The following is a 12,732-nucleotide window of genomic DNA, read 5'->3' as shown; positions in this document are numbered from 1 at the left end:
CGGCAGTTCTCCCGATTGCGGCTTTGTTGATTCTATCTCTACCAGTTTTCACAGGAAAAAAATATAGGCTTAAGTCCTGTTTTTCGGGCGGAACCGCAAAAACAGGACTTAGTCATAGACGGAACATACAAAAGCAAGTGGTATATGTTGGATATTTTCAACAAGCAAAAGATGGAGGACGGTTTTTCCGTCCTCCATCTTTTGATGAAGCTTACTTCACGCTGCGATAGATAAAGGTGACGATCTGGGCTCTCGTGCAGTTGTTGTTGGAGCCGAACAGGCCGCCGCCGATGCCGCCGGTGACGTCGTTCTTCTCCGCCCAGGTGACTGCCGCCGCGTAGTAAGCGTCAGAGGCCACATCGGTGAAGGCGGAATTGCCGCTGACAGCGGGGCTGCCGTTGGCACGCCACAGGAAGGTGACGATCTGCGCGCGGGTGCAGGTTGCGTCGGGGCTGAACATGGTGTCGCTGGTGCCCTTGGTGATGCCCTGCTCCACGGCCCACAGCACCGCGTCATAGTAGTAGCTGCCAGCCTTCACATCGGCAAAGGGCATGGCGCCGGACTTGGCGGCGGGGCTCCCGGCAGCGCGCCACAGGAAGGTGACGGCCTGTGCGCGGGTGCAGATGCCGTTGGGATTGAAGGTGGTGGCGCTGGTACCGGTGGTGATGCCCTTGTCCACGGCCCAGATCACGGCGTCCTCATAGTAGGAGCCTGCGGGCACGTCGATGAAGGGATTCTTGCCGGTGGGGGCAGAAGCCTTGAACGCGGCCTCCACGGTAACCTTGCTGGCGGGCATGGTGAAGGTGAACTTGCCGTTCTTCTCAGTCAGCTTGATCTCCTTGTCCTTGCCGTCCAGAACGGTGAGGGTATCCAGCACATAGCCCTTGTCGGGATCGACCGTCAGGGTGACGGTGGTGCCCTTGGCAGCGGACTTGTGGCTGGCGGTCACGTCGCCGTTCTTGGCGCTCTTCACGGTGATGGGATAGGTGGTGACACCGCCACCGCCGCCACCACCGCCGGTGGAGGTGTTCTTCTCGAAGATCGCCTTGATCTCCACGTCGCCGTTCGGCATGGGGAACTTGTTGTTGGTGATTACAAGTCCTGCCGGAGATAAGACCTGCCACTCCTTGAAGTGGTAGCCGGTGTTGGGCGTAGCGGTCAGGGTGATTTCCGTGAGAGCCTCAGCAGTGGAGGGGTTGGCGGAGGCCGTGCCGTTGCCGTCCGTTTTCACGGTGACGGTGTAGGTGGTGGGGGTAATAACGCTGTTTTCCCACAGCGCCTTGATCTCGGTGTCCGCGTTCACGGTGTAGGATGCGCCCACAGCGTATTCCGTTCCGCCGATCTCCCAGACCTTGAACTCCTGATCGGTGGGAGCGGTGAAGCCGCAGGCGGGCAGGATGTAATTTGTCCCTGCCTTGACGGTCACAGAAGCCATGCTGCCGCTGCCGCCGCCTGCGTTGAAGGTGATCGTACAATCCGCAAGCGGCGTACCCTCACCCACAGTGACCGCCGCATCGGAGCTGGCAAAGTGGTTGTGATCCTCTGCATAGCGGACGAAGTAAGTGCCGGCGGAGAGACCGGTAATCTCACCATTAAGGCAAGCCGTATAGCTGCTTTCGGCTGCCGCGCGGTATTCCATCTTGTCAGTCACGCCGCTGATCTTGCCGTCGCTGCCGCCCTCGGTGGCAGGCGGGACACTGCTCAAGCTGTCAGGCGCTCCCTGCGTGGCTTTGCCAATCTTCCACTCTGCGGTTACGGCCTCAGCGCTGCCGTCGGCCCATTTGTCGGTCTTGGAGGTGACGCTAACGGTGTAATCGCCCGCGTTCGTGCCGGTGTTGCCGGTAATATTCATAGTGGCGGGATCATAGCCGGTCACATTGGCTGTTTTCTCAGAGCCGTCGTAGGTGTAGCTCCCGGTGACGCTGATGCTGGGCTTGGCGGGATCGGTGGGCGCAGGAGGTGCATCCTCCTCGAAGATTGCCGTGACTTCCACGTTGGCCGCAGGCATGGTGAACTTGTTGTTGGTGATTACAAGTCCTGTCGGAGATATGACCTCCCACTCCTTGAAGTGGTAGCCCCCGTTGGGCGTAGCGGTTAGGGTGACTTCCGTGAGAGCCTCAGCAGTGGAGGGGGTGGCGGAGGCCGTGCCGTTGCCGTCCGTTTTCACGGTGACGGTGTATTCGGTCGTTGCAGAGCCCTTGACGAACTTCGTCTCGCCGCAGCCGACGCGCCGGCAGGTGTAGAGAATGCCGTTGCTCTTGCCCTGCGTTGCGGTTTCTCCGCTATTCCAGTCATGGCCGGACTTATCGATGACATGGCCGTAGCGGAAGATCTGTCCGCAGTCGCCTGTGCACTTATAGTCGCCGCTGTAACCCACGGCGGTGCAGGTAGGCTTCACCGCATTGATCAGCTGGTAGTTTCCGGCAATTTCGTGGAGGGACGGGGTAGAGGCGCCCTTCTGTGCGATCCTGTCGCACTCGGTACAGTACCGGTTGCCGGAATAGCCCTTCTCGGTACAGGTTGCCGCTCTTACATCCCGCAGCTCAAAGGGACCGCTGTGCCTGAAGTCGCCGGTCTCGCCCTTTACGGTGCCGCCGCAAGCCGTGCAGCGGTAGTCGCCCTCATAGGCCCGGTGTTTGCAGTCGCCCGAATTGGCGTTATAGCGTTTGCCGCCATGGATGGCGTCTGTGGTGGCCGAGCCGGTCGTGCCGTAGTAGTACAGCGGCTGCAGCGTGCCGGTATGGCCGGCGTTTGCAGGCGGGTAGGTATCCGAACCGGGCTTGATGACATGGCCGCAGTCTGCGCAGGCGGTGTCGCCGGTGTAGCCCTTGCGGTCGCAGACCTGCGCCTTCGCATTGAGCACCGTGGTGCCGCCGCTGTGGTCACAGCCTGCATAGACCGGCTCAAAGAAGAATTGGCCGCCGCCGGGGGCGCCCATGGCGATGAACGCCGGGATCTCACAGCCCCACTCGAGGGCAGAGCCGTTGGTTACCAGCTTGAACAGGGTCTTCGCCTCGCTGGCATCCCAATTTTTATGAACCGGTGCCGTGCTGTCAGACACGTTGTATTCGCGGAGATACTCCACCTTCCAGCCGATGGCTTTCTGACCGGTTCTCTCCTCGGGATAAAGCTTGATCTTATCGCCAGGCTTGACGATCATACGGGTTGCCCGGCCGTTTTTCACCGTCACCAGCGCGGTGTCCTTTGTCCAATGATCGGCTCCTGCGTCGTCATTGTCCTTATCAATTTTCGTCTTTGTGTACTCGCAGATGCTGCATTCGGCCTCCATGCCGCCGTTGCTGCCTGTGGTATCGGGGTTCTCGACCACATTCCAGCGGCCCCAGCTATGGGGAACCATGATGAACTCCTCGCAGCCGGGAACCTTGCACTTTTCGGGGTGGGCATAGTCGGACTCAAGGATGAGCTGCTCCACCGTCTTGGTCGAGCCGCCGATGTTGAAGGTATATTCATAGATACTGCCGAAGCCGGTGTAATCCCAGTTCCAGCCGTAATCATGGACATGGCTCTTCACGGGAACGGTATAGTCGCAGACGGTGCAGACGAGCATGTCAACCCTGCCGCCGCCCACCGCGTCATAGCTTTTTTCAAGCTCAAAGGTATGCGGGAAGATGCGCTCCTTGGAGCCGGTGGTCATATAATGCGCTTCGTATTCGCCTGCTTCGAACAGGCACGGGAGCTTGTGGCCGTCGCACTTTGGGTCGCCGCCCACGACACCGTTATGAGTATTCCCATTCTTATCGACCCAAGTGACATTGTATTTCGGCGTTCTCTCGCTGTCGTCCGTGGGCACACGCACACCCGCCTGCTGATAGCTGTAGGCATGGGTGGCCGTCAGCTTTGCCTCCGCCGTTTTCAGGGTGTCCGAAGGGTCGCCCTTTCTGCCGATGACGCAGTAGTAGGAGTAGTCCTCCTGGCAGGCCTGGGTGGAAACCGGCATCTTCAGTGTGGAGGTCGTCACACCCGTGTAAAAACTACCCTCCTCCAGCTTGTAGTGCGCCGCCGTGGGATTCGCATTATCCTTCCGATACCACTGATAGGTCAGCTCGTCGCCCTTCAGGCTTTTTGCCGAGACAGAGAAGGTGACCGGGTTATTTTCATAGAACAGCAGGCCGTTTTCCGGCTCTTCGTTATAATCGTCGTAGATAGAGGTCTTGCACTTGACGCCCTTGGGCTGGCGGGTGATGACGATGGAGCTGCCGCTGATGTAGCCGCAGACCTTGCACACGCCCTTGACGTCAAACTCATGGCCGGCAGGATTCATCTTTTCGTCGCAATAGCGGCAGGGGTGCCAGTGCTGCGTTCCGTCGGCTGACCAGGACGAGGAAGCGATGTGGGTATGCTCGGCACCGGAATGTTCCGCTTTCAGATGATCCTCAAAATCAGAGTCGCTGAAGCACCAGTCATCATGATCGCAGCCCATCGCGCTCACGGCATCCCGGCAGCAGTCCTTGCAGCGCTGATCGCAGCCGTCCTCGCACTGGTCGCTGTCGTGGAAGCACAGGCCGCAGTCCTCGCAGAAGTGATCCGCGTAGTCCGTATCCATTGCGCACATCCCCTCGGAGCAGTCGGAGTTGCCCTCGCAGCACTCCCTGCACAGCTCACAGATTTCGCAGAACTCGTCCTCGTCCTCCTTATCCGTGACCCAACCGTCGCAGCCCGGGCAGATGTGCTCGTCCCACTCGGCGCTTTCCACGCAGGTCTCGCCGTCCGGGCAGCCGCCGGCATCGGAGTTATCCCTGCAGCACTCCAGGCACAGGCCGCACTCCTCGCAGGACTCCTGGTTCAGCAGGCATTCCTCACACTGCTCGCAGGCCGTGTGGCAATCGACGCAGTGGATGACGCCGGTATCATCGTCGTCCACGCACTCGTCCACTGCGCCGAAGCAGTTGTTGCACAGCGAGCAGTGCATCGGGTCGCTGTCATCGTTTGCGCAGTCGTCACAGAAGCCGCAGGAGTCGCAGATGGTTATGGAGCAGCAGGGGCCCTTATGGCATTCGCCGCACAGCTGGTCATCCTCGCCGATGTAGCACTTGGCGCAGGTGGAGCAGTGCTTTTCCTCCATGCACTCCGCGCACTTGTAGCACTCCTCGCACCAGTAGGGCGTGTCTCCAAAGCACACACCGCAGTCGTTGCAATGGGTTTCAACCCAGCACTCGTAGTTGCAGTCAATGGTGCAGAACAGGCAGTCGCACATATAATCGCTGCCAAAATGGTAGTGGTCACAGTTAGGACAATCGAAGCCGTCGTCGTAGTCGTCCCAAAAGGCGTGAGCATGAAGCTCCATGCCCGGCAGCAGCGAGAGCAGCATCACCATGCTCAGCAGCCACGACAGGAGCCTCTTTCCACGAGGAGAACTCCTCGTGGAAGAAGTGTACACTTCTTCGTGATTTCGTCTTTTCATTTGTCGTCTTCCTCCTTTTCCGGCTCCCGCGGAACCATGAAAAAAATTGCTCTCCCCGCCGCCGGAATGGGGGACGGCCTGGCGGCGGGAATGCCGTGTCTCAGCTTATTTCTACCATAGCTTTCCGTAAAATGATATAGGTCTACGTCCTGTTTTGGGGCAAAAACCGCAAAAACAGGACTCAGTCATAGACGGAACGCACAAAAGCAAGCGGTATATGTTGGATATTTTCGACAATCAAAAAATGGAGGACGGTTTTTCCGTCCTCCGTCCAGAGATGGGGATGTTCGCCCTTTGGGCAGGTACTGCGGCATGGGAAAAACACCCCTGTCCGTTATCGATATGAAAAAAGGCTGCCAACCGGCAGCCTTTTTCATCGGTACGATTATTTACCGCCGCCCTGCAGCAGCTCCTCCAGCCGCTCACAGCGCCGGAGAACATCCAGATACGCTTTCAGGCTGTCGTAGGAATCCACTCCCAGCTTGCTGTAGATGTGGCTGTTGTGGCCCTTCACCGTCCCCACGCTGATGAACAGCAGGCCGGAGATGTCCTTGACCGCATAGCCCTCGGCATAGTAGCGCAGGATCACGCGCTCCGTACCGGTCAGCCCCTTTGCCCGGTCGATCAGCTCGGACACAAGGCTTTCCACCTGCCGGGGCAGGGCGGCCTCGGGCTGGCTTTCCCGCAGGCGGCTGTGGAAGTAGGCCGTCAGCTCGTCGATCTCCCGGATCCCTGTAGGCTGCCAGTCCTGCGCCTGGCTTCTGGCCGCCGCAAAGCCCTGAGCAATGGGCGTGGCAAAGCGGCGGGAAAGGGCGGCGGCCAGCACCAGCATCCCCGCAAGGAAGCCCAGGGAGCCAAGGATCCAGCCGATGCGGGCGGTCTGGGCACGGTGGCGGTAGCCGCTCTCCGGTATCAGCGTCACCGCCGCCAGGGGATAGCCATCCGCCAGCCGTCCGGGGATGATCTGGTACTTTCCGAGATAGGTCGTATCGTTCCAGATAAAGGTATCGTAGTCCCTGCCGCTTCGGATCCTCATCTCACCGGAGGCCGACAGGTCCGTCCCCTCCGTGCTGCCCAGCATGGCCTTATCCAGAAGGAGAGTATCCCCGTTCATGGGGGCCAGCAGCATCAGAAAGCTGCCGTAGGAGCTGGGGACCGTGCTGTGGGACAGGCCGAAGTAGAGCTCGCTGAGCTCCATGCCGCAGATCCCCCGCACCGTTCCACTCCCATCCCGCACGGGAACGCACAGCAGCGTCACGCTCTCCCAGGTATCCAGCAGCGGTACCCGCCCCGTCCAGAGGCAGCCGCCGGAGAGCCGCTCACCCTCCCACGCCATGACCTGCCGGTAGCCGGGGACCAGGGACGTGTCCAGCTCCAGATTCCAGCGGTTATGAAGCTGCAGGCCGTTTTCCCGGGCGGCATCCACCGCTCCCCGGAAATAGGCTGTGGTGCCGCTGGGATGGGCGGAGCACAGACTGGAATATCGGAGATACACCCCCATGCGGGAGGTCTTGGATTCCGGCAGCGTTGTATTGGCCGTGGCATCCAGACAGAAATATACGCCGCTGCAGGTGCTGCCCGCCATGGCGGTTTCCAGAGTGGGGATCATCAGGGATTCCAGTTCTGCGATAAGCGCCGGATCGTCGTTCAACGCGTCAAAGGAGAGACCGCGGTGGGCAAGAAAGCGCTCCAGCTCTCCACCGACTGTTTCGGAAAGCTCAATGCCCTGCGCGGCGAGGGCATCCATCTGGGCAGTAAAAAGTGCGGCGGTGTTGCTCTGCTGCAAAGCCGCCGTTTCTCCGAATTGGCGTGCTGTGCGGGAGAGGACACCCGTCACGCTCAGCAGAAGCAGCGCGGCAGCCAGCATCGCCAGCACCATGCACAGCCAGTACAGCGCCAGACTGCCGCCGATGCTGCGGTTGCCCGCTGAACTGTCAGTTTTGGACAGACGCCTGCTCAAACGCAGCACGGAGATCCCTCCCTTCCCGTTTTTGTCACTTGCCATAGCTTTTTTGGAGCTCTTCCCGCACGGTACGAAGCAGCGGCTCCAGCGCGTCCGCGCCCTGCTCCAGGTACTGGGCCCGCCCGGCTGCCAGGCGCAGACGCACCGCCTTTTCAAAGTGGGTCTCAAGATTGAGATAATCCTCCCGCTGGGGCGGCACATAGAACGTGTAGTCCTGCCGTGTTTTCAAAAAGGCTTCATAGAGTGAAACATACATGGGATCGCTCAGCGTCTCGATAGCGGCAGGCAGGTAGCGGTCAAAGCCTTCCTTCGTCACCGGCATGTATCCAAGAGACGTAACGAAATCCACGTTCCGCTCCGGCTCGGTCAGCCACTTCAGGAAGGTCATGCAGGCCTTTTCCCGCTCCGGCGTGGACTTTACCGTGCAGACTCCCACGCCCCGCTGCATGACCAGCTTTTCTCCGTCCTCAAAGATGGGACAGGGCAGCGAGACGATCTCCACCTGCTCGGTGCGGTTGTCCTCATAGGTCACCACGTCGGAATAGTACAGCACGCTGGCGGATGAGGCGACGGACGCGATCACATCGCCGGTGCGCAGCGGCTCGGTGGCATAGCCGCTGCCCAGCCAAAGCCCGCCGGTCAGCGCGGCTCTGGCGTAAGGCTCCCATGCGTAGGCGAATTTGGGGCCGAAGGCAATGCCGTTCTTGTCGAAAAAGTCCTCGCCCAGCGATTCCACCCCCACCTGGAAATAGTTGAAGTGGCAGTCGTGAACAAAGAAGCACTTGCCGCCCGACCAGTCCGCATACCGCTCCGCCATGGTGTACAGCCCCTCCCAGGTGGCCAGCTCGTCCAGGCTTGCGCCGGTTTCGGCGGCGAAACGGTCAAAGGCCGTTTTGTTCACAAAGAGGATCTCCGTGGATTTTGCCAGCGGCAGAATGACCAGCCGGTCATGGATTGTTCCTTCCTCAACAAATTCAGGGAGGTAGCCCTCCAGCTCTTCGTCGGTAAAATAGTCCCGGTAGTCCGCCAGAATGTTCTCATCCGGCAGCGCCAACACGGTCTTTGGGTAAGACACGAACAGGTCCGGCAGCTCGGGCGCTCCGGGGTCCTTGTAGGCGGCGGCCAGCACGCTCTCGTGGATAATGCCGCTGTTGCTGACGCTGTCCACCCGCACCCGGATGCCCTGCTCCTGACCCACGGTGCGGTTGAACTCATCCACCAGCGCGTTCATGGGTGAGTTCACCTCACCTCCGTAAACATGCCAGAGGGTGACGGTGATGGGGTCTCCGTTGGTTTCCCCGCAAGCGGCGAGGCACAGCACGAGACCGGCGGCCAGCGCCGCCAGCAGGAAGATTCGTTTTTTCATGGATATGCCTCCTCGCTCAGTGGGAAAGGGTTCATTCTTCACGCCCGTTTTTCTTCCTCTCATAATCGTCCTTTCAAGGGGGGGGGGGGAGGGGGGGCGGCGTGGCCGCCGCGCCTTTCGGTACTTTGCTTGCGCATTATGCCCGGAGGATCACTTCACACTGCGATAGAGGAAGGTGACGATCTGGGCTCTCGTGCAGTTGTTGTCGGAGCCGAACAGGCCGCCGCCGATACCACCGGTGACGCCATTCTTCTCCGCCCAGGTGACTGCCGCCGCGTAGTAAGCGTCAGAGGCCACATCGGTGAAGGCAGAACTACCGCTGACAGCGGGGCTGCCGTTGGCACGCCACAGGAAGGTGACGATCTGCGCACGGGTGCAGGTGGCGTCGGGGCTGAACATGGTGTCGCTGGTGCCCTTGGTGATGCCCTGCTCCACAGCCCACAGCACTGCCGTCTCGTAGTAGCTGCCGGCCTTCACATCGGCAAAGGGCATGGCGCTGGACTTGGCAGCAGGGCTGCCGGCAGCACGCCACAGGAAGGTGACGGCCTGCGCACGGGTGCAGATGCCATTGGGATTGAAGGTAGTGGCGCTGGTGCCGGTGGTGATGCCCTTGTCCACGGCCCAGATCACGGCGTCCTCATAGTAGGAGCCTGCGGGCACGTCGATGAAGGGATTCTTGCCGGTGGGGGCAGAAGCCTTGAACGTGGCCGCCACGGTGACCTTAGAATCGGGCATGGTGAAGGTATACTTGCCGTTCTTCTCGGTCAGCTTAATCTCCTTGTCCTTGCCATCCAGAACGGTGAGGGTATCGAGCACATAGCCCTTGTCGGGATCGACCGTCAGGGTGACGGTGGTGCCCTTAGAGGCAGTCTTGTGGCTCGCGGTCACGTCGCCGTTCTTGGCGCTCTTCACGGTGATGGGATAGGTGGTCGTGCCGGTACCGGTGGAGGTGCCAGTGCCGGTGCCAGTGCCAGTGCCGGTGCCAGTGCCGGTACCAGTGCCGGTGCCGGTGCCAGTGCCAGTGCCGGTACCAGTGCCGGTGCCGGTGGTGGAGAGGTTTGCCGCGGCACTCGCAGGAGAAGCGTTATAGTTTTTCGTCTCAGCGAGGCGCGCATAGAAGGAATAAGAAGTGTTGGAAGACAGTCCCGTAAAGCTTGGACTGGGCTGCCAATTCGTACCATCCATGCTGTACTCAGCGCCGAAAACAGACTTGAGCGTGATACTGGTCGTATCGCGGCTGTCAAGCTCCGGGGCTTCGGGTGCAGCCTGATCCGCTTGGCGGATCGTCCACTCAATCTTTTTGTCATCTGTATTGCCATCAGTCCACTGATAGCCCGTCACCAGCGTCGCGGTCGCAGTGTATGTTCCTGCATCGGTCGCAGTATTGCCGGTCAGTGTGTATCCCACACCGTTTACAACGCCGGTCTGCGCCGCACCGTTGTAAACAAGATTTGTCTTGGCAGTGGGAACGTCAACCTTTGTTTTGGTGCCCGGCGTGGGCGGCGGGGTCGTGCCCCCCCGGACTTCCATTTTGCATGGCATGAGATACTTTGCATCTGTACTATCAGACTTGGTCTTATAATTGTAGGTGACCGCTTCAGCGTCTGCGTCCACCGTCAGGATACCGGTCGTCTCATCCATTGTGCCGCCCTGCCAGTCGATCGCTCTTTTGGGATCAAACCCTGGCAGAGTTTTCATGTCAAAGGTTCGCAGAGTGTCCTTATTATAAAACTGCTGATTATCTGAATTTACGTCTGTTATCTTTTCGTTCTTATCCAGATCCAGCGAGGTCAACCCGTTTTTCCCGTAGCTGATACTTTTCAATTCGAGGTTCTTGCTCACATCCAATTCAGCCAGAAAGTTGTCCCTGCAGTACAATTTTTCCAATTTGGTGTTTTTACTCACATCCAGCGCTTCCAATTGGTTAGACGAGCAGAGCAATTCTATCAGATTCTTATTCTTGCTCACATCCAGTGCGTCCAATTGGTTACCTCCGCAGTCCAGCTTTACTAGCGCCGTGCAGCCACTCACATTCAGCTCCTTCAATTTATTGAGCGAGCAATCCAGGGACTCCAGCGCCGTGTTCTGGCTCAAATCCAGTTCGGTCAACTCCATGTTTTTGTTTCCAAAACCGCTGCAATTCAACACTTTCAATTTTGCGTTCTTGCTGAGATCCAGCGTGGTCAGCGGGTTCTTTCCGCAGTACAAGTATGTTAGATTCGTGTTCTGGCTCAAATCCAGTGACTGCAATTTGCTGTTCGAGCATTGCAGTTCTTTCAGCGCCGTATTCTTGCTCAGATCCAGCCCGGTCAGTTCGTTATCCCAGCAATTCAGCGTCTCCAGCGCCGTAAAGAATCCGACGCCTTTTAAGCTTTTAATGCCCTTGTTGTTCGCTTCGATCTTTTTAACCGTAGCGATCTCCGCACTACTGAGCTTGTCGTTCTTGTCTGTGTCAAATTCATTTTTAACATAGCTCCGGAAGTTTGCATCCGGGAAATTGGCCTCGTCAATTGCCACTTCACCGGCGGCGAGCACCGCGGTCGGGAGCAATCCCACCACCATGACGAGGCAGAGCAGGATACTCAACAGTTTCTTCTTCATGCTCCTCTTCCTCCTTCATCGAAAGAATTTGTTGTGCGCCGCGTTTTTGTCCCCGGCCCGCGGCCGCCGGGTCGGTTTTTACCGGGCGCTCCCGCCCGGCATGGCCTCTGCCGTCTCCCGGAGCCACGCCCGCGCCTGCCGGTCGGTCAGGGCCCCCAGACAGTAGCCGTCGATGAGCTTCAGCTCCACGGCCTTTTCCAGAGCGGCCAGCTTTTCCGGGTAGCCATCCTCACAGACGAGATAGACCCGGCAGTCCGGCAGCTTCCGCCGCACCTCGATGGCGATGTCGCAGCGGGCAGAAACGTCCTTGTCCTCCACGCCCTCGGTGAAGTCGGTTTCCAGCAGCAGAAGGTCCGCCTGTTCGGCAGCACACTGCCACACCACGTCGTCGCAGTCGTCCGAGAGGATGCCGATTGGCCGACAGCCGCCCAGATTTCTCAGCCAGTCCGCCGCACGGCGGGTCCTGAATGGCAAAGCGAAGCACACCGCCGCTTTCGGCAGGGGAGGCTCCCGCCTCCGGAAGAGGCTCATACCGCCGCCTCCTGTCTCACCGCTCCCTTGGGCAGCCGCGCCCCGCACTCGGGGCAGTACCGCGCCACGTCGGTGACGGCCACGCCGCATTTGGGGCAGCAGCGGTGGCGGGAACGGTAGAGGTCATAGAGGGTCATCTCCGGCAGCCGCGCGCTGCAGTCGGCGCAGTCCGTCCGGTCGGCGCTGTTGGCCCTGCCGCAGTTGGGGCAGATCTTGCGCCGCCGCATGGTTTCCGGTCCGAAGCCGAACTCCAGCAGCGTCACCTGCCGCAGGGCCCGTCGGGTCCTCAGGTCATAGTCTGTCATTTGGCTTCCTCCTTTCCGTCTGTGCCGCCCACCTGCAGCTTCGCTCCACAGGCGGGGCAGAAGCAGGCGTCCGATTCCCGCAGCCTTGCACCACAGTGATGGCAGAACGAGGGATACTCATCCTCCCACGGCGCGCAGTCCAGACACAATCCCGCGTTGACATTGAACATCGCGGAGGAGACATACTTCCCGCATTTGGGGCAGAGGTTGAACTCCCACTTGCCCTCCTGTTCCCACGCGATCTCCAGCGCCGCTTCCTCCGTGTCCGCCCGGATGGGCTTGCTCTCGCAGCACAGCTCGCCGGAGATGTCGCAGTAGAAGCGAAAGATCCTGTCGCCTCCTGAGTCGGTGAGGACCCGGTAGGTCGCCGTTTTCCGTACCTGCGTCATCCGCATTCCTCCTTTCTTTTTTCATTTCGTCTTGTAAAGCTGTCGTGGAATATGCTACAATGCCTAACGAGGCGGTCGGCTCGACAGGATATAGAGCGTCGAGCGGTCTTTAGGTTGGAGCTTCGCTCCAACCTAAAGGGGTACCCCTTTCACGA

The 12,732-nt window shown here is 59.5% G+C and carries 7 protein-coding genes; all 7 read right to left on the bottom strand.

What is annotated here, in order from left to right:
* Positions 1-211: 211 nt before the first annotated feature.
* Positions 212-5,422, bottom strand: coding sequence for an InlB B-repeat-containing protein (locus tag ACEVJL_RS00090; RefSeq protein ID WP_374736513.1), 5,211 nt, complete (start codon positions 5,420-5,422; stop codon positions 212-214).
* A gap of 385 nt (positions 5,423-5,807) precedes the next feature.
* On the bottom strand, positions 5,808-7,391 hold the full coding sequence (locus ACEVJL_RS00085; protein ID WP_374736512.1) for a helix-turn-helix transcriptional regulator: 1,584 nt from the start codon (positions 7,389-7,391) through the stop codon (positions 5,808-5,810).
* A gap of 25 nt (positions 7,392-7,416) precedes the next feature.
* On the bottom strand, positions 7,417-8,751 hold the full coding sequence (locus ACEVJL_RS00080) for an extracellular solute-binding protein (protein ID WP_278904831.1): 1,335 nt from the start codon (positions 8,749-8,751) through the stop codon (positions 7,417-7,419).
* 150 nt (positions 8,752-8,901) lie between these two features.
* Positions 8,902-10,866 carry an S-layer homology domain-containing protein gene (locus ACEVJL_RS00075; protein ID WP_374736511.1) on the bottom strand — a complete coding sequence of 655 codons (1,965 nt, stop codon included), beginning with the start codon at positions 10,864-10,866 and terminating at the stop codon, positions 8,902-8,904.
* Positions 10,867-11,430: 564 nt separating this feature from the next.
* Positions 11,431-11,883, bottom strand: coding sequence for a hypothetical protein (locus tag ACEVJL_RS00070; protein ID WP_374736510.1), 453 nt, complete (start codon positions 11,881-11,883; stop codon positions 11,431-11,433).
* Entirely contained in the window at positions 11,880-12,188 is a 309-nt protein-coding gene (locus tag ACEVJL_RS00065; protein ID WP_374736509.1) for a zinc-ribbon domain-containing protein, read from the bottom strand. Before ACEVJL_RS00065 ends, ACEVJL_RS00070 begins: the two co-directional genes overlap by 4 nt.
* Positions 12,185-12,577: a hypothetical protein gene (locus tag ACEVJL_RS00060; protein ID WP_374736508.1), complete on the bottom strand. Its 393-nt coding sequence runs from the start codon at positions 12,575-12,577 to the stop codon at positions 12,185-12,187. Before ACEVJL_RS00060 ends, ACEVJL_RS00065 begins: the two co-directional genes overlap by 4 nt.
* Positions 12,578-12,732 lie beyond the last annotated feature (155 nt).

The sequence above is a fragment of the Flintibacter porci genome (genome assembly GCF_041925195.1).
GTDB classification, from domain to species: domain Bacteria; phylum Bacillota; class Clostridia; order Oscillospirales; family Oscillospiraceae; genus Lawsonibacter; species Lawsonibacter porci.
The sequence above is the reverse complement of the archived record's forward strand: the minus strand, read 5'-3'. Positions and strand labels throughout refer to the sequence as shown.